The sequence below is a fragment of the Pseudomonas sp. ACN5 genome, assembly GCF_002303975.1.
GTDB classification, from domain to species: domain Bacteria; phylum Pseudomonadota; class Gammaproteobacteria; order Pseudomonadales; family Pseudomonadaceae; genus Aquipseudomonas; species Aquipseudomonas laurylsulfatiphila.
This window is the reverse complement of record NZ_MRCP01000011.1, coordinates 169,369-185,956: the sequence shown is the minus strand read 5'-3', so window position 1 is coordinate 185,956 and position 16,588 is coordinate 169,369. Positions and strand designations below refer to the sequence as shown.

Annotated in this window: 14 protein-coding genes and 1 pseudogene; 7 read left to right on the top strand and 8 right to left on the bottom strand. The window is 60.1% G+C overall.

What is annotated here, in order from left to right; translation table 11 throughout:
* The first annotated feature begins 115 nt into the window (after positions 1 to 115).
* A complete protein-coding gene (locus BSF40_RS20965; protein WP_095966600.1) occupies positions 116 to 499 on the top strand; it encodes a VOC family protein in 384 nt (127 codons plus the stop codon).
* A 97-nt stretch (positions 500 to 596) separates the two neighbouring features.
* On the top strand, positions 597 to 1,928 hold the full coding sequence (locus BSF40_RS20960; protein ID WP_095966554.1) for a dicarboxylate/amino acid:cation symporter: 1,332 nt from the start codon (positions 597 to 599) through the stop codon (positions 1,926 to 1,928).
* A gap of 435 nt (positions 1,929 to 2,363) precedes the next feature.
* On the opposite strand, the gene BSF40_RS20950 is transcribed toward BSF40_RS20960, so the two are convergent.
* From BSF40_RS20950 to BSF40_RS20945, 3 genes and pseudogenes are all read right to left on the bottom strand, one after another.
* On the bottom strand, positions 2,364 to 2,915 hold the full coding sequence (locus BSF40_RS20950; RefSeq protein ID WP_256589567.1) for an aminotransferase class I/II-fold pyridoxal phosphate-dependent enzyme: 552 nt from the start codon (positions 2,913 to 2,915) through the stop codon (positions 2,364 to 2,366).
* 186 nt (positions 2,916 to 3,101) lie between these two features.
* Positions 3,102 to 3,296, bottom strand: a complete 195-nt coding sequence (locus BSF40_RS33590) for a hypothetical protein (RefSeq protein ID WP_371918111.1) — start codon at positions 3,294 to 3,296, stop codon at positions 3,102 to 3,104.
* A gap of 202 nt (positions 3,297 to 3,498) precedes the next feature.
* Positions 3,499 to 4,149, bottom strand: a pseudogene (locus BSF40_RS20945) (DUF3422 family protein); the annotation flags it as partial.
* A gap of 292 nt (positions 4,150 to 4,441) precedes the next feature.
* On the opposite strand from BSF40_RS20945, the gene BSF40_RS20940 reads away from it, so the two are divergent.
* Both BSF40_RS20940 and BSF40_RS20935 read left to right on the top strand, forming a co-directional pair.
* On the top strand, positions 4,442 to 6,481 hold the full coding sequence (locus BSF40_RS20940) for an FAD-dependent oxidoreductase (protein ID WP_095966551.1): 2,040 nt from the start codon (positions 4,442 to 4,444) through the stop codon (positions 6,479 to 6,481).
* A gap of 186 nt (positions 6,482 to 6,667) precedes the next feature.
* Positions 6,668 to 7,594, top strand: a complete 927-nt coding sequence (locus BSF40_RS20935) for a 1-aminocyclopropane-1-carboxylate deaminase/D-cysteine desulfhydrase (protein ID WP_095966550.1) — start codon at positions 6,668 to 6,670, stop codon at positions 7,592 to 7,594.
* A gap of 137 nt (positions 7,595 to 7,731) precedes the next feature.
* Here BSF40_RS20935 and BSF40_RS20930 read toward each other — a convergent pair whose 3' ends face one another.
* From BSF40_RS20930 to BSF40_RS20920, 3 genes are all read right to left on the bottom strand, one after another.
* Complete coding sequence (locus tag BSF40_RS20930; protein ID WP_095966549.1) at positions 7,732 to 8,292, bottom strand: cytochrome b; 561 nt, start codon at positions 8,290 to 8,292, stop codon at positions 7,732 to 7,734.
* A gap of 236 nt (positions 8,293 to 8,528) precedes the next feature.
* On the bottom strand, positions 8,529 to 9,356 hold the full coding sequence (gene phnX, locus BSF40_RS20925) for a phosphonoacetaldehyde hydrolase (RefSeq protein ID WP_095966548.1): 828 nt from the start codon (positions 9,354 to 9,356) through the stop codon (positions 8,529 to 8,531).
* A 151-nt stretch (positions 9,357 to 9,507) separates the two neighbouring features.
* Complete coding sequence (locus BSF40_RS20920) at positions 9,508 to 10,617, bottom strand: 2-aminoethylphosphonate--pyruvate transaminase (RefSeq protein ID WP_095966547.1); 1,110 nt, start codon at positions 10,615 to 10,617, stop codon at positions 9,508 to 9,510.
* A gap of 109 nt (positions 10,618 to 10,726) precedes the next feature.
* Here BSF40_RS20920 and BSF40_RS20915 point away from each other — a divergent pair, with 109 nt between their 5' ends.
* Positions 10,727 to 11,590: a LysR substrate-binding domain-containing protein gene (locus BSF40_RS20915; protein ID WP_095966546.1), complete on the top strand. Its 864-nt coding sequence runs from the start codon at positions 10,727 to 10,729 to the stop codon at positions 11,588 to 11,590.
* Positions 11,591 to 11,684: 94 nt separating this feature from the next.
* Here BSF40_RS20915 and BSF40_RS20910 read toward each other — a convergent pair whose 3' ends face one another.
* A complete protein-coding gene (locus BSF40_RS20910) occupies positions 11,685 to 12,557 on the bottom strand; it encodes a LysR family transcriptional regulator (RefSeq protein WP_015094338.1) in 873 nt (290 codons plus the stop codon).
* Positions 12,558 to 12,824: 267 nt separating this feature from the next.
* Here BSF40_RS20910 and BSF40_RS20905 point away from each other — a divergent pair, with 267 nt between their 5' ends.
* Positions 12,825 to 14,150 carry an MFS transporter gene (locus tag BSF40_RS20905; protein ID WP_095966545.1) on the top strand — a complete coding sequence of 442 codons (1,326 nt, stop codon included), beginning with the start codon at positions 12,825 to 12,827 and terminating at the stop codon, positions 14,148 to 14,150.
* A 70-nt stretch (positions 14,151 to 14,220) separates the two neighbouring features.
* Here the strand turns inward: BSF40_RS20905 and BSF40_RS20900 are convergent, their stop codons facing one another.
* Complete coding sequence (locus tag BSF40_RS20900; RefSeq protein WP_095966544.1) at positions 14,221 to 15,633, bottom strand: type VI secretion system Vgr family protein; 1,413 nt, start codon at positions 15,631 to 15,633, stop codon at positions 14,221 to 14,223.
* 225 nt (positions 15,634 to 15,858) lie between these two features.
* Between BSF40_RS20900 and BSF40_RS20895 the strand changes: the two genes are divergently transcribed.
* A complete protein-coding gene (locus tag BSF40_RS20895; protein ID WP_007976978.1) occupies positions 15,859 to 16,563 on the top strand; it encodes a YebC/PmpR family DNA-binding transcriptional regulator in 705 nt (234 codons plus the stop codon).
* Positions 16,564 to 16,588 lie beyond the last annotated feature (25 nt).

The following is a 16,588-nucleotide window of genomic DNA, read 5'->3' as shown; positions in this document are numbered from 1 at the left end:
ACCGGTCCGTCAGCTTGTCTCGTTGTTCATTGCCGCACTGTCCCTGGGCGCATTGTTGCAGGTAACGCCTACCGTGGCCGCGGCCATCGCACCGCCAGGCGCCCCGGTGGCGGGGATGATTGATCACGTCGACCACATCGTCGTGACCGCTTCTGACCCGCAAGCGACCATTCATTTCTACACCGAAGTGATGGGCATGCACCTGGAAAAATTCGGCGAAGGCCGGGTGGCCTTCACCTTCGGCAACCAGAAAATCAACATGCATGTGCGCGGTCATGAAATCGAACCCAAGGCCCACCTGCCGGTGCCGGGTTCCCTGGACCTGTGCGTTATTGCCAGCGTGCCACTGGATCAGGTCATCGCCCACCTCAATGCGGTGAACTGGCCTCTGGTCGACGGCCCGGTAGCTCGGACCGGGGCCAGGGGACCGATTCGCTCGGTATACCTGCGGGATCCCGATCTCAACCTGATCGAAATTTCCGAGTACGTCCAGAAGTAACCATCCCCCCGAAACACTCTTTCCCAGGCGATCGGTCGTGCACCGATGGGGTGGTCCGCTGCCTGGGGAAATGCATCACGCCTGCGAGGAAGCCATCATGACAACAACAATTACACCCTCGATTGCCGAAAAAAAGCCGAACCATTCACGGATGCGCCGCGTGTTCCGCCATCTGTATGTGCAGGTGCTACTGGCGATTGTGCTCGGCATCATCTTCGGTCATTTCTACCCCAGCCTCGGCGAAGAAATGAAGCCCCTGGGCGATACGTTCATCAAGCTGATCAAGATGCTGATTGCACCGATCATCTTCTGCACCGTGGTCAGCGGCATTGCCAGCATGCAGAGCCTCAAGCGCATCGGCCGGGTCGGCTTCAAGTCGTTGCTGTACTTCGAAGTGCTGACCACCCTGGCGCTGGTGATCGGGTTGATCGGGGTCAACCTGATGCAGCCTGGTACGGGCATGCACATCAATCCGGCGACCCTCGATGGCCATGCCATCGACAGCTACAGCAAGTTGGCCCATGAACAGAGTGTGGTGGGCTTTCTCACCCATATCGTGCCCAGTACCGTGTTTGGCGCGTTTGCCGAAGGCGATATTCTCCAGGTGCTGTTCATTTCCATCCTGTTTGCCTTCGCCTTGCAGATGCTCGGTGCTGCCGGCAAGCCACTGCTGAACCTGATCGATCTGGTGGCCCAGGCGTTCTTCCGCATGGTCAAGATCGTGATGTATGTCTCGCCGCTCGGGGCCTTCGGCGGTATGGCCTTTACCATCGGCAAGTACGGCGTCGGCTCCCTGGGGGCGTATGGCAACTTGCTGATCTGCTACTACGTGACAGCGCTGTTTTTTGTGTTCGTGATTCTTAATCTGGTCGCGCGCCTGGCCGGTTTCAGCCTGTGGCAGTTTCTCAAGTACATCCGCGATGAGCTGTTTCTGGTGTTGGGTACCTCATCCTCGGAGTCGGCCTTGCCTCGGTTGATGGGCAAGCTTGAGCGCCTGGGGTGTGAGAAGTCGGTGGTGGGGCTGGTGGTACCTTCGGGTTACTGCTTCAACCTCGATGGCAGTTGTATCAACATGACGGTATTGGCGATTTTCATCGCCCAGGCGCTGGATATCCCCCTCGACCTCTGGCACCAGGTCACGTTGTTGTTGATTCTGCTGCTGACCTCGAAGGGGGCGGCCAGTGTCACCGGTGGTGCGTTCATTACCCTCGCGGCCACCCTTGGCAGCCTGGATGTGATTCCGGCGGCCGGGTTGGTGTTGGTGCTTGGGGTCTACCGGTTTATTTCCGAGGGTGGGGCGTTGATCAACGTCATCGGCAATGGTGTCGCCACGCTGTTCATTGCCAAGTGGGAAGGGGCGCTGGACGAACAGAAGTTAGCGTCAGAGTTGCGCAATGGCTGTGCCCGGGAGGTTGAGGCACAGTCCTGAACGAGTTGTCGCAAGACAGCCCCAAGACCGCTCAGTCCACGAAAGCTGGGCGGTTTTGGGTTATTAAAACGGGTTAATTCGATGTTTTGTTAAACATCAGAAATTGGCAACGTGGCAAGCAATACCGTTTCAGAGAGCGCTAACGCCTCGTGGTGAGTTTTCTCGCATCGCGGGTCACAAGATCAAAACCGCCCCTGAAACGCAACAGATAAGCACAGCGCTACTGCGCAGCACCGACTACCACCACGGCCCGTGCCAAAGCTGTCTCTGTACTGACGAGCATGACCATGGGTTCGGTAGCGAGCCAGATCGAATCGATTCGATCATCGCAACAGGCGAGTATCCATGTCCGTCTCGCAGCTTGTACAGCGACAGGGGTTTTGTTGAATATAATATCGGGGCAAATGCCCCCTCGAAGCAGTCCATCGCTATGGTTTAAATCAATGCTTCACAGGCTTGGCGAATCCTGGCGCAGCCTTCTTCGATCATTTTCTCTCCGCTGGCAAAGGAGAGGCGAACGTACGGACTGATCCCGTATGCTTCGCCCAAGACAGTGGCCACACCAGCCTGTTCCAGCCAGTAGCGAACGACGTCCCCGTCGCTATCCAAAGTGACGCCAGTAGGAGTCTTCTTGCCGAGCAGGCCTTGAACGTTCACGAACACGTAGAAAGTGCCCTCAGGCACTGTGTACGTCAGACTAGGGATACCTGTTAGCAAATTGATCATCAGATCTCGGCGCGCTTTATAGAGCCTCGCCATGGCCTTGACTGGCGTCTGGTCACCATCAAATGCCGCTACAGCGGCCGCTTGGCTGATCGAGCTCGGGCACGTAGTGCTTTGCGAGAGCAATTTTCCGATGGCAGTTATCAACCATTTAGGGCCAGCGCCGAAGCCCAGACGCCAACCCGTCATTGCATAACCTTTCGAGGCACCATTGATGATCAACGTGCGATCTTTTAAGTCGGGTGCGGCTGCTGGGAAAGACACGTCAGCGATGCCTTGAGCATTTCACATCGCGGTTCAGGCGAACTGTATAGCCGTTGCGTTGAAGTGTGAGGAGGCGGCTATGGAATGGTTCAGGAATCTTAGTGAGAGGGGTTTTCCGAAAATCCGCCTGGCGATTTAGATCGCTCACCATCGCGGCGTTCACGTAAACGGGGGCCAGGAGTCCGCTTACGGCCTTACCAAATTGCGGCATGACTGCTCGAAGCGAAAGCCCCAAGTCGACATCTGTGCCGCCTTTTGGCATTCCCCATGTTGCTTCAAGCTTGCGACATCCCTGAGCGCGATGTCGGTCGTACCGCCACCTATGTCGACCACCACAGTGCGATGCGCGACAGGTGATTGGTAGTGGTAGTGGTAGGTTATCGCTGCCGCCGATGGTTCGGTTAAAAGGCGACAGACCGGAATCCCGCCTTCATGCCGGCTTCCTGGAGTAATTTTATGGCTTGGTCGCTACCCGCGGCCTCCATGGAGCTTCGGAACGTGACAGGTCGACCGATTCAATAACCCTAAGGGTGAAAAGGCCCTTCTGCTGTCAATCCAGAAATAGAGTCAGTCTGTCACCAGTTCAGTGCTGTTTTACCGTTCTTATCCGTATCAATATTTGCAGCAGTATGAGTGCTGCGACGGGCGCCACTACTATTACGGCTGATCGTGGCGACCAGTTCACACCCAGCACGTGGATGCCCGAATACAGCAGTTTCAACAAGCTCAACACGTAGTATGTGATGGCGATAATTGAGAGTCCTTCAACCGCTCGCTGAATCTTGATTTGCGCATCGGCCCGGGTGTTCAGACTCTTGAGGATTTCGGCGTTCTGCTCCTCCATTTCGACCTGGACGCGGGCCTGTAAAAGTTCACCCAGGTTAGCCACGCTCTTGGCCAGCACGTCTAGTCGTTGTTCCGTCACGGCACAGTACCTGACCGTCGGTTTGAAGCGCCGCTCGATAAAGATGTCCAGGCGCTGGAAGTCACCCGCGCGATGTTCCCGCAGTTCTGCCAGTCGTTCGAATACGAGCTGTGCGTAGGCTTGGGTGGCACTGAAGCGGTGACGGTGCCTGGCGGAGAGACTGACGACTTGTGCCGACAACGCTGCAATTTCTGAAAGCAGTACCTTTGCATTGCTCGTGTCGGGAGCGGCGTTGCGCTCCGACAGTTCGGCCAGGGTTCCATCGAAAGTATCGAGTTGCGAACTCAATTGTTTTGCTGCTGGAAGCGATTTCATATACGGCGCCCATGCCGGTCTTTAACGTTCCCGCGCGACGGTTGGCTATATTTGGCCGATTCCATTCTTAATGAAAAGAATTCCAATCGAAGTGAAAAGTCATGGGGGAATTGAACCTATGAGGGGTGGCCACTCCCGGTCACCCCCTGTTGCTGCACATTTCGATCATTAAGTTGTCAGTTACGGTCATTGAGCGACGGCGTCGCGACTCTTAGTCTGTCGAACATGACTGACGGGGGCCACAGAGCTCCTGCACTTTCCGTGATCGATCGATGTGGAGTTACCGATGACCGCCGCTCAATACCCGCACCTGTTGGCTCCGCTGGACCTGGGTTTCACCACGCTGCGCAATCGCACCCTGATGGGCTCGATGCACACGGGCCTTGAGGAGAAACCGGGTGGTTTCGAACGCATGGCGGCGTACTTTGCCGAACGTGCCCGTGGCGGTGTCGGCCTGATGGTCACCGGCGGTATCGGCCCGAACGACGAAGGTGGCGTGTATTCCGGTGCGGCCAAGCTGACGACCGAAGAAGAGGCGCTCAAGCACCGTATCGTCACCCGTGCCGTTCATGATGCGGGCGGCAAGATCTGCATGCAGATCCTCCACGCCGGTCGTTATGCCTACAGCCCGAAACAGGTTGCACCCAGCGCCATTCAAGCGCCGATCAATCCGTTCAAACCCAAGGAACTGGACGAGGAAGGCATCGAGAAGCAGATCAGTGATTTCGTCACCTGCTCGGTACTGGCGCAAACCGCCGAGTACGACGGTGTGGAAATCATGGGCTCCGAAGGTTATTTCATTAACCAGTTCCTCGCCGCCCACACCAACCACCGTACCGACCGCTGGGGTGGCAGCTATGAAAACCGCATGCGCCTGCCGGTGGAAATCGTTCGCCGCGTGCGTGAAGCGGTCGGCCCGAACTTCATCATCATTTTCCGTCTGTCGATGCTCGACCTGGTCGAAGGCGGCAGCACCTGGGAAGAGATCGTTCAACTGGCCAAGGCCATCGAGCAGGCCGGCGCGACCATCATCAACACCGGTATCGGCTGGCACGAAGCGCGGATTCCGACCATCGCCACCAAAGTGCCGCGTGCGGCGTTCAGCAAGGTCACGGCCAAGCTGCGGGGTTCGGTGAATATTCCGCTGATCACCACCAATCGCATCAACACGCCGGAAGTCGCCGAGCAGATCCTCGCCGAGGGCGATGCCGACATGGTGTCCATGGCGCGGCCCTTCCTCGCCGACCCGGATTTCGTCAACAAGGCCGCTGAAGGTCGCGCCGATGAGATCAACACCTGCATCGGCTGCAACCAGGCCTGCCTCGACCACACTTTTGGCGGCAAGCTGACCAGCTGCCTGGTCAACCCGCGTGCCTGCCACGAAACCGAACTCAATTACCTGCCCGTGCAGCAACTGAAGAAAATCGCCGTGGTCGGTGCCGGGCCTGCCGGTTTGTCCGCCGCGACCGTGGCGGCCGAGCGTGGCCATCAGGTGACGCTGTTCGATTCGGCCAGCGAAATCGGCGGTCAGTTCAACATCGCCAAGCGCGTTCCGGGCAAGGAAGAGTTCTTTGAGACCCTTCGCTACTTCAACCGCAAGCTGCAGACCACCAACGTCGAGGTGTGCCTGAACACCCGCGTCGACGTGGCACAGCTGGTCGAAGGCGGCTACGACGAGATCATTCTGGCCACCGGCATTGCGCCGCGCGTGCCGGCGATTCCTGGCGTGGAAAACGCCAAGGTGCTGAGCTACCTGGATGTGATCCTGGAGCGCAAACCGGTCGGCAAGCGTGTCGCGGTGATTGGTGCCGGTGGTATTGGTTTCGACGTCTCCGAGTTCCTCGTTCATGAAGGTGTCGCTACCAGTCAGGATCGCGCCGCGTTCTGGAAGGAATGGGGCATCGATACGCACCTTGAGGCACGCGGTGGTGTTGCCGGTATCAAGGCCGCACCCCATGCGCCGGCCCGCGAGGTGTTCCTGCTGCAACGCAAGAAGTCCAAGGTCGGCGACGGCCTGGGCAAGACCACTGGCTGGATCCATCGCACGGGGCTGAAGAACAAGCAGGTGCAGATGCTCAACAGCGTTGAATACCTGAAGATCGACGACCAAGGCCTGCACATCCGCATCGGCGAAACCGGCGAGCCGCAGGTGCTGCCAGTGGACAACATCGTGATTTGCGCCGGGCAGGACCCGCTGCGTGAATTGCATGAAAGCCTGGTGGCGGCGGGGCAGAGCGTGCACCTGATCGGTGGCGCGGATGTTGCGGCAGAGCTGGATGCCAAGCGGGCGATCAATCAGGGTTCGCGGTTGGCGGCGCAGTTGTAACAGACTGGTCTGTGGCGAGGGAGCTTGCTCCCGCTGGGCCGCGAAGCGGCCCCAAATCGGTAGCTCCGATACACCAGAAGTATCGAGTGTTCCGGGTTTGCGCCTGCTGCGCAGCCGAGCGGGAGCAAGCTCCCTCGCCACAAGTCAGCTGTTAAGATGCCGGCTCTTCATCCAGAGCCGGCATTGATGCTTCTTCCTCCAGAAACCTGGTTAACCCAGGCTCCCCTCGAACCGCTCCACCTCGACTGGCTCACAGATGCCGGCGTCGAAGTCGCCATCCTGCGTCTGGACCTGATCGACCCGCTGATCAGCGGCAACAAATGGTTCAAGCTCATCGAACACCTGAAGGCCGCCGACCACGCGGGGGCCGAAGGCATCATCAGTCTCGGTGGCGCGCACTCCAATCACCTCCACGCGTTGGCGGCGGCGGGCAAGCGTTTCGGCTTTTCCACCGTCGGCTTGTTGCGCGGGCATCCTCAGGAAACACCGACCGTGAGGGATTTGCAGGCATTTGGCATGCAGTTGCACTGGCTGGGTTACGGCGGCTATCGGGCGAGGCATGAAGCCGGTTTCTGGCAACCCTGGCAAACCCGCTACCCGACCTTGCACCCGGTGCCTGAAGGGGGAGGTGGTTTGCCAGGTGCCCTGGGTTGCATGCCATTGCGGGCTGCTGTTTGCGCGCAATTGCAGGGCTTGGGCTGGAACGACTACGACGGCTGGTGGTTGGCCTGTGGAACCGGCACGACGCTGGCTGGCCTGGTGCTCGCCGAAGCGGGGGATCACCCGGTGTACGGTGCCCTGGCGGTGCCTGACGATCATGGGGTGGTGCAGCAGGTCGAGATGATCGTACAGGAAGCGGGAGCGGTTGATGCCGTGTATGAGTTAGTCGATGCGAGTCGTGGTGGGTTTGCCAAGGTTGACCCACTGTTACTCGACTTTATCGATCAGACAGAGCAGGCGGGAAATTTTCCACTGGAACCGCTGTACACCGGCAAGGCACTGCTGGCACTCAAGCAACAAGTCGAAGCGGGACGATTCGCCCAAGGTACGCGACTGATCTTCATCCACACCGGCGGCTTGCAGGGACGGCGGGGATTGAAATCAAAAAACTGAGCGGCGCTGCGATCCAGTGTGGGAGCGGCGGTGCGGCGATCCGACTTGCTCGCGAAGGCGGAGTATCAGGCGAAGTTGTATTGCATGACCCACCGATTTCGCGAGCAAGCCCGCTCCCACATTGATGTGTGCTGGCGTCAGGTATCGCGGGTTCCGCCTTTGGGCATCATCCGCAGCAAGGTGTTATCGCCCACCACATAGTGGTGATACAGCGCGGCCACGGCATGCAGGCCGATCAACCAATAGCCGATAGTGCCGCCAAGCTCGTGCCAGTCCTGGAGTTGTTTGCCCAGCTCCTTGTTTTCCGCAATGGGCATCGGCAGGTCGAAACCGTAGAACATCACCTGGTTGCCTTTGGCGCTGGTGACCAGCCAGCCGAGAATCGGCGTGACGATCATGAAAATGTACAGCGCCCAGTGCATCAGCCTGGCCAGCGTCGTTTGCCACGGCGGCGAAGCGGGGAAGACCTGCGGCGCCGGGCCGAGACTGCGTGCGAACAATCGCAGCCAGACCAGGACGAATACGGTCAGGCCGAGCATGAAGTGTGATTCGACGATCAGCGTGCGTCCGCCACTGCCCTTGGGAAAGAGCCCGCGAAACTCGATACAGGCATAAACCAGCGCCAGCAGGACCAGCATCAACCAATGCAGCGTGATCGATACGGTGCTGTAGCGCGACTCGGAGTTTTTCCACGGCATACGGTGTTCCTCAGAGGTCCGGTTTAAAGCCACCGCTCTTGTCCGACGGTGTGCCTTAACTGTAATCCTGTTTCACCGGGTTTGCCTGAGGTGATCGATCGCTCGATGCTCTGGATCGGGGCAATAGAAAAAAACATTGTAGGAGCGAGCTTGCTCGCGATGGTGTGTCAGCCGACATCAACGTATCTGACACTCCATCGCGAGCAAGCTCGCTCCTACAGGGGGCGTTGTGGTTTTTAGCTCGATTGCGGCATTTCGCCGTTGGCCAGACGCTTGTTGATGTCGGCGATCACCTGCGGCAGATCGGTGATGGTGTCGATCATGTAGTGCGGGCGCGAACCTTCGAACAGCGCATGGATGCGCTTGCGCTCGCTGTCCAGTTGGTCGCTGCCCAGCGCGCGATAACCTTCGTAATCCAGACCCAGGGCGTTGCCCGAGCAGATCAGCGCCACGGTCCACATGCCGGCGCGGCGACCTTCGAGAATGCCTGGCACGGTGTCATCGATCTTCACGCAGGCGGCGACATCGTCGATGCCCAGGGCAATGACGTTGGCCAGCGCCTGGGCGGGCCACGGGCGGCCATTCGGGACTTCGTCGGTGGCCACCACGTGATCGGCCACATAGCCGTTGGTGGCAGCCAGTTCGACCACTTTGTCCATGACCTGTTTCGGATAACCGGAGCAGGAGCCGATCTTGATCCCTTGCTGGCGCAGGTTGGCGATGGTCTCCAGTGCGCCCGGAATCAGCGCCGAGTGTTCGGCGATTTTCTCGATCTGCAGCGGCATGAAACGCTGGTAAATCGCGGTGACGTCGTCGTCGGTCGGCGTGCGGCCGAAGACTTTGCGATAACGCTCGGCAACTTCCGGCAGATTGCACAGGGTGCGGATGTGGTCCCACTTGCCCATGCCCATCGGGCCACGGGCTTCTTCGATGGACACCTGGACGTCGAACTCGGCGAACGCCTCGACGAAAATCTGCGTCGGGGCGAAGGAGCCGAAGTCGACCACGGTGCCGGCCCAGTCGAGGATGGCGGCCTGGAGTTTGCCTGGGTTGGAGTAGTTCATGGTGATCAAATTCCTTGGAAACTGGCGGATGAAGAGCAGCTTTGGGTGGGAGCGGGCTTGCTCGCGAAAGCGGTGTGTCAGCCGACATCCATGTTGAGTGTCAGTCCGTCTTCGCGAGCAAGCCCGCTCCCACAGGGGAATGCGGTGTGGGTTAGATCTCCAGCACTTCCATCTCGCGCAACACCTCGCCAATCGCGGCCACGGCTTCGCGCATCTCGGCCGGTTGCACATGCCCGATGCAGCCGACGCGGAAGGTTTCGACCTGGGTCAGTTTGCCGGGGTAGAGGATGTAACCCTTGGCCTTGACCCGCTCGTAGAATTCCTTGAACTGGTAGCGTGGATCTTTCGGGGCGTGGAAGGTGGCGATGATGGGCGCCTGAATGGCCGCCGGCAGGAAGCTGCGCAACCCCAGGTTACCCATCTCTTCCATCAGTGCCTGGCAGTTGGCGGCGTAGCGTGCGTGCCGGGCCGGCAAGCCGCCTTCTTCGTTGTATTGCAGCAGGGCTTCGTGCAGCGCCGCGACCACGTGGGTCGGCGGGGTGAAGCGCCACTGGCCGGTCTTGGCCATGTAGGCGTGCTGGTCCTGCAGGTCCATCGCCAGCGAATGCGAGTTGCCGGCGGCGCTGGCCAGGGATTCTTTGCGAGCGAAGACAAAACCCATGCCTGGCACGCCTTCCAGGCATTTGCCCGAGGCGGCGATCAGGGCGTCGAACGGCACTTGTTGCGCGTCCACCGGCAAGGCACCGAAGGAACTCATGGCGTCGATGATCAGGCGCTTGCCGTGTTGTGCCACGACCTGGGCGATCTCCGGCAGCGGATTGAGGATGCCGGTGCTGGTTTCGCAGTGAATCAGGGCAACGTGGGTGATGCCGTTGTCGGCGCGCAGCAGGCGGTCGACGTCGGCGGCGGTGGTCGGTTCGTCTTCGGCGGTCTCGAAGGTGCTGAAGGAACGGCCCAGCACTTCGCAGATTTTCGCCAGGCGTTTGCCGTAGGCGCCGTTGATCAGTACCAGAACCTTGCCATCGCGAGGCACCAGGGTGCCAATCGCTGCCTCGACGGCGAAGGTGCCACTGCCTTGCAAGGGCACGCAGTGGTGGGTGGCGGCGCCGTTGACGATCGCCAGCAATTGCTCGCAGAGGCTGGCGGTCAGTTGATTGAAGCGCTCATCCCATGAACCCCAGTCGATCATCATCGCCTGACGGGTGCGGGCCGAAGTGGTCAACGGGCCGGGGGTGAGCAGGATGGGTTCGGCAGCACTCATTTTCGTGTCCTCGCAATCGATGGGATCAAGCTACGGGGCTTAAATTGCAATTTGCCGTGCTATCAATCAAATTGTTTGTTGTTATGCCAGCCATCAGTGAGGGTTATTCATGAACCTGTTTCAGCTCCGCGCCTTCGATGCCGTGGCCCGGGAAGGCAGCTTTACCCGGGCGGCGGCGCGACTGTTCATCAGCCAGCCGGCGGTCACCGGGCACATCAAGGCGCTGGAGGAGCACTACCAGATCACCCTGTTGCGCCGCACCGCCCGACGCGTGGAACTGACGGAGGAGGGCACCAAGCTGGCGGCGATCACCCGGGCGATGTTCGGCCTGGCCGAGGAGGCGCAGGCGATGCTCGAAGCCAACCGGCAATTGCTGACCGGGCGCCTGGAGGTGGCGGCGGACGGTCCGCACATGGTCATGCCGATGCTCGCCAGCCTGCGCGCGCGCTATCCGGGGATCACGGTGAACCTGCGCCTGGGCAACGCCCAGGAAACCCTGGCGGCGCTGCTGTCCGAACATGCCGACGTGGCGGTGCTGACCGAAGTCGAGCCGCGCAAGGGCTTGCATCTGCAGGCACTGAGCGAATCACGGATTTGTGCGCTGGTGCCCGACGGGCACCCTTGGGCGCAGAAGACCCAAGGCGTGCAGCTCAAGGAGCTGGATCAGGTAATCATGGTGCTGCGCGAGCCGAGTTCGATTACCCGGCGCACCTTCGATGAGGCTTGCGCTCAGGCCAGGGTCAATCCGCGGGTGCTGCTGGAACTGGACAGCCGCGAAGCGGTGACCGAGGCGGTGGCTGCCGAACTGGGGGTGGGGGTGGTGTCGTCGGTGGAAGTCAGCCACGACCCGCGAGTGGCGGCGGTGCCGATCATTGGCGAGGGGTTGGTGAACCGGCACATGATCGGGTGCATGGAGCGGCGGCGGGATTTGCGGTTGATTCAGGCTTTTTTGGGGTTGGCGTCAGTCAGGTAGACCGAGTCGCCTGCATTCGCGAGCAAGCCCGCTCCCACATTTGGAATGCATTCCCCTGTGGGGGCGGGCTTGCTCGCGAAGGGGCCGGTCCTGCCTACACAAGACTCTCGCGAACCATCTCAAGAAACGTCGCCACGATTCGCCGCGAACTCTGCTCGCGCAAGCACACCAGGGTTTCCGTCAGGCGGCGTTTGCAATCGGTAATCGGCAACGCGCATACCCGTGAGTCGGCGCCGAACTCGGCCGCCGACACCACGCCGATGCCAATCCCGACCACCACCGCTTCACGAGCGGCTTCCCGGCCTTCAACCTGGATCGCCGGACGAATGCGCAGCCCGGCGCCGGCCATTTCCTCCTCCAGGGTCTGGCGCGTCACCGAACCGATTTCCCGCAGTACCAGCGGTGTGTCATCAAGGTCGGCGAGGGTGATGGATTCACGGTCGGCCCACGGATGATTGCGCGACACGAACGCTACCATCGGGTCATTGCGCAGGGGCAGGGAGATCAGGCGTTCGTCACTGACGTCCCGGCCCAGCAACGCCAGGTCGGCCTGATAGTTGAACAGTCGAAACAGCGACTCATCAGTGTTGCCGGTTTCGATCTTCACGCTGATCCCCGGGTAGCGTTCGCAGAATCGGGCAATCTGCGGCAGCACGTGCACCGGCGCATCCACCGCCAGAATCAGGCTGCCGGTCTGCAGGGCCTGGGAATCCTGCAGCAGTTCCTGGGCTTCGGCCTCAATCACAAAAAGCCGCTGGGTAACGCTCAGCAGGCGTTCGCCCAGATCGGTCAGGCGTACCGAACGCTTGTTGCGGTGAAACAGCAAAACGCCGTAGCGCTCTTCAAGTTTGCGCACTTGGTCGGAAATCGCCGGCTGCGTCAGAAATAGCCGCTCGGCGGCTTTGGTAAAGCTTCCATATACCGCAACGGCATGGAACGCTTTGAGTTGGGCGTGGGAAACCGACATCGATATCTCCAGTAACAAGCAAAGCTTATTTTGGAAATACGATAAATCGATTTCACTTATTAAACAGTAATTGTTTTTATCACACTCAGCCCCGCTGACCGGTCAGTCGAACCGCAGCGGGTGCCATGAGCCTGGGCGTGCAAAACAGGACTCATCTGACCGGTATCCGCCGTAGGGACAGGGCGATATCGCAGTGCTCAACAATAAAAAAACAGGCGTTTGCTTCCAATTCTGCCGGCACACTCACACCCTGAGGTCAGAATCACAATGAACAAGCACATCGGCACCATCAAGCGTTGGCGCGTGCAGATCTTCGCGATCACCTGGCTTGCCTACGCCGCGTTCTACTTCACCCGCAAAGCCTTCTCGGTGGCCAAACTCGGCATCGCCGAAGACCCGACCTTCATGCTCGACAAAATGGCCATGGCCAACCTCGATGCCATCTACCTGACGGCCTACGCCGTCGGCCAGTTCACCTGGGGCATCCTGGCCGACCGCTTCGGGCCGCGGGTGGTGGTGCTCGGCGGGTTGCTGATTTCCGCTGGTGCGGCGCTGGTGATGGGCAACTTTGCGACGTTACCGATTTTTGCTACCTGCATGCTGGTACAAGGTCTGGCGCAGTCCACCGGCTGGTCGGGATTGTGCAAGAACCTGGGCAGTTTCTTTCCCTCCGAACAGCGCGGGCGGGTTTTGGGCCTGTGGAGTTCCTGCTACGCCTTTGGCGGGCTCGTGGCCTCGCCGTTTGCCGGCTGGTGGGCGTATACGCTCATCGGCACCTGGCATGCGGCATTTGTTTCCAGTGCGGTGGTGGTTGGGCTGGTCGCCGTGCTGTTTTTTATTTTCCAGCGCAACAAACCTGAAGACGTCGGCTTGCCGGCTGTGGAACCGGAGCCAGAACAGACCGCTGAAGAAACCCTTGCCCAAAGCAAAATCAGTATCTGGGTGCCACTCAAGGAAATCCTGCGCAACCGCACGGTACTGGTGCTGGGGCTGGCGTACTTCATGCTGAAACCGGCGCGCTACGCGATTCTGCTGTGGGGACCGGTGATCGTCTTCGAACAGATGCCTTCGGTGGGCAAGGTCGGTGCGGCGATCATTCCGACCTCGTTCGAGCTGGCCGGGTTGCTCGGGCCGATCATGATCGGCCTGGCCTCGGACAAACTGTTCGGCGCCCGGCGCATGCCGGCTTGCGTTCTCAGTCTGTTGGCACTCACCGTGACCCTGGCATTGTTCATGGGCGCCCTGCATACCGGCAGTGTGGTCCTGGTGGTGGCGCTCTTGTTCGTCATGGGCCTGACCCTCTACGGGCCGGACTCGATGATCAGCGGCGCGGCGGCGATCGATTTCGGCACGGCCAAGGCCGGTGCGACGGCGGCCGGGTTCGTCAACGGTTGCGGTTCCGTCGGAGCGGTGCTCGGCGGATTGCTGCCGGGTTACTTCGACTCGGTCACGGTGTTCATTGTCTTCGCCGGTTGTGCGATGTTCTCGGCGCTGGTGCTGATCCCGCACTGGAACAGTCGCCCCGGCGGCCTTAAAACCAACCATCCCTCCGTGCCCGATCGGGCGATAAACATCAAACCCCTGCGTACCTGAATCCTGTTCCTCGTCGCCGATGTGTGCATCGTCGGCGGCGGTTACACCGGCTTGTGGACCTCGGTCATGCTCAAGGACGGTGGAGCAGCCAGTCGAACAGCAGGCGGGTATCGCCACGGGGTTCACGGGGCCGTGGGCGCAGAGGTTGTGGCCGAGGGCCCAGCGCCGTACAGAGCACCGGGCGATCCGGGTCACTGTCGAGGAAGATCACTTGTACCTCACTGCCGGCCACGGGCAAGCGGGAGGGATCGATCCAGTCCTCGGCGGTGGTCAGCGCCAAGGGTAGCCACAGGCCGCTGGACAACGACTCTGTGGCTGAATCTGTGGCGGGCCAGAGGTTCACCCGAATCCGGCCATCCTCGTCCACTGTCGGTGGTTGTCCGACCGGGCCGCACACCTGGCCTGGTTGATACCCGGGGATACTCGGCCTGGGTTGTTTAAGCGCGGGCCTGAACACCGTCGACCAGGGGATGGCGCTGAATTGATTGCGGTAACCCAGGGCCATACCCGCTGAATCGTCGAGCAGAATCGATGACTGGCCTCCCTGATGGCTTGTTTCGGTCACCAGCCATTGATCATTGAAACTCGCCAAGGGATGCCCGGCCACCTGCACGATCCGGCCGCTGCGTAATGCTCCCAGGTTGCTTTGACCGTGGATCTGCAGGTGCCGGCACCGCAGGCGTTCCAGTTGTCGCCGGCTGAGCTGGTCGCGATGCTGCTGTTCGCCAGCGAGAACCTGTCTGGCCGTGGTGAACGAGTGATTGGCTGCACCGTCGCTGATGTCCGCTGCACCAGGATTGCTCGCACCCGGGCGCACAGGGGGGAGCGAAGCATCATGGCGCTGGAACAATTCGCTGATCACGGGTTGGTGATGATCGTCGACTGCGTCGCTGCGCAGCGACATGAGCAGCGGCTCCTGGGGGAAACTCAGGCTGTCATCGGCCAGTACCAGTACATGGCCGTCGCGTTGATGCTCGAAGTGGTAATGGATGCCTTCTTCCTCGCACAGTCGTTGCAACAATGCGAGGTCGGTTTCTTCGTACTGAATGCAAAAAGCTCGCACGGGATAGTGCCCGGTGGCCAGTTCAAAGCGATAGCTGCTGGCGGGCAGCCCATGTTCCTCGAGCAACTGGCGCAGGATCATGGGCACGCTGGCGCGCTGGAAAACCCGTCGGCAGCGTTGCTGCTCCAGTTTCTGGATACCGGACACCAGCACCAGTTTGTAAGCGACCCGTTGTGCGCTTCGATATTCACACCCGGCGCTGTGCAGCACGCCATGTATGCCCTGGTCGTGGCCGAACTCGAGAAACGCCGGCTGGTGCAGCAATCGTTCGAGGTTCAGGGCCGGTGCCAGGCCGATAACCTCGATGTCGAATCGATAGGGCTGGTTGAGTGCTTCGTGACCGCTGAACCGGACCACCTGGAAACTCAGGTCGTCATCGAGAAGCGTCAGGGTGGTGGGACTTTCCTTGTCGTTGTGCATCGAACACGCTGCCGCCGTTGAATAAGGTGCAAAGCGTACGAAACCCCGGCGCATTGCGGACAGGCCAAAGCGGCATTTCAGAATCCCCCTACAACCGCTGGTGAAGATGTCGATGCCAGTCGGGATTTTTTGGTCGATTGCCAACTTTAGGCCGTATAAACTTGCGCAAAGCGTCGGCCAATGGTTGTCTCGACGCCACAGATGTCACAGATAAGAGAGTGAGAAATGGGCGCACAGTGGAAGGTTAAACACAAAGAAGCGGCAGCCAATGCCAAGGGCAAGATCTTCGGCAAACTGGTGAAGGAAATCACCATTGCTGCGCGCAATGGCGCTGATGTTGCTACCAACGCGCACTTGCGTCTGGTGGTTGAACAGGCCAAGAAAGCTTCGATGCCCAAGGAAACACTGGATCGCGCCATCAAGAAGGGCGCGGGCCTGTTGGGCGAGACCGTGCAATACCATCGCGTGACCTATGAAGGGTTCGCCCCGCATCAGGTGCCGTTGATCGTCGAGTGCGTGACCGACAACATCAACCGCACCGTTGCCGAAATCCGCGTGGCGTTCCGCAAGGGCCAACTGGGCGCTTCCGGTTCGGTGGCCTGGGACTTCAACCATGTCGGCATGATCGAAGCGTCGCCGGACACCCCGGACGCCGACCCGGAAATGGCCGCCATCGAAGCCGGTGCACAGGATTTCGAACCGGGTGAAGAGGGTGCAACCCTGTTCCTGACCGAACCGACCGACCTCGACGCGGTACAGAAAGCCCTGCCGGAACAAGGCTTCACCGTGCTGTCGGCCAAACTGGGCTACCAGCCGAAAAACCCGGTCAGCGGCCTGAGCGACGAGCAGATGGCGGAAGTCGAAGCCTTCCTCGAAGGCCTCGATAACCATGACGACGTGCAAGACATGTTTGTCGGGTTGGCGGGTTGATCTGATTCACCAGTGACACCGTCTT

Excerpts from the sequence above, each read along its gene's own strand:
- BSF40_RS20965 (WP_095966600.1), top strand. The coding sequence starts at position 116 with ATGATTGATCACGTCGACCACATCGTCGTGACCGCTTCTGACCCGCAA.
- BSF40_RS20960 (WP_095966554.1), top strand. The coding sequence starts at position 597 with ATGACAACAACAATTACACCCTCGATTGCCGAAAAAAAGCCGAACCAT.
- BSF40_RS20940 (WP_095966551.1), top strand. The coding sequence starts at position 4,442 with ATGACCGCCGCTCAATACCCGCACCTGTTGGCTCCGCTGGACCTGGGT.
- BSF40_RS20935 (WP_095966550.1), top strand. The coding sequence starts at position 6,668 with ATGCTTCTTCCTCCAGAAACCTGGTTAACCCAGGCTCCCCTCGAACCG.
- BSF40_RS20930 (WP_095966549.1), bottom strand. The coding sequence starts at position 8,292 with ATGCCGTGGAAAAACTCCGAGTCGCGCTACAGCACCGTATCGATCACG.
- phnX (WP_095966548.1), bottom strand. The coding sequence starts at position 9,356 with ATGAACTACTCCAACCCAGGCAAACTCCAGGCCGCCATCCTCGACTGG.
- BSF40_RS20920 (WP_095966547.1), bottom strand. The coding sequence starts at position 10,617 with ATGAGTGCTGCCGAACCCATCCTGCTCACCCCCGGCCCGTTGACCACT.
- BSF40_RS20915 (WP_095966546.1), top strand. The coding sequence starts at position 10,727 with ATGAACCTGTTTCAGCTCCGCGCCTTCGATGCCGTGGCCCGGGAAGGC.
- BSF40_RS20910 (WP_015094338.1), bottom strand. The coding sequence starts at position 12,557 with ATGTCGGTTTCCCACGCCCAACTCAAAGCGTTCCATGCCGTTGCGGTA.
- BSF40_RS20905 (WP_095966545.1), top strand. The coding sequence starts at position 12,825 with ATGAACAAGCACATCGGCACCATCAAGCGTTGGCGCGTGCAGATCTTC.
- BSF40_RS20900 (WP_095966544.1), bottom strand. The coding sequence starts at position 15,633 with ATGCACAACGACAAGGAAAGTCCCACCACCCTGACGCTTCTCGATGAC.
- BSF40_RS20895 (WP_007976978.1), top strand. The coding sequence starts at position 15,859 with ATGGGCGCACAGTGGAAGGTTAAACACAAAGAAGCGGCAGCCAATGCC.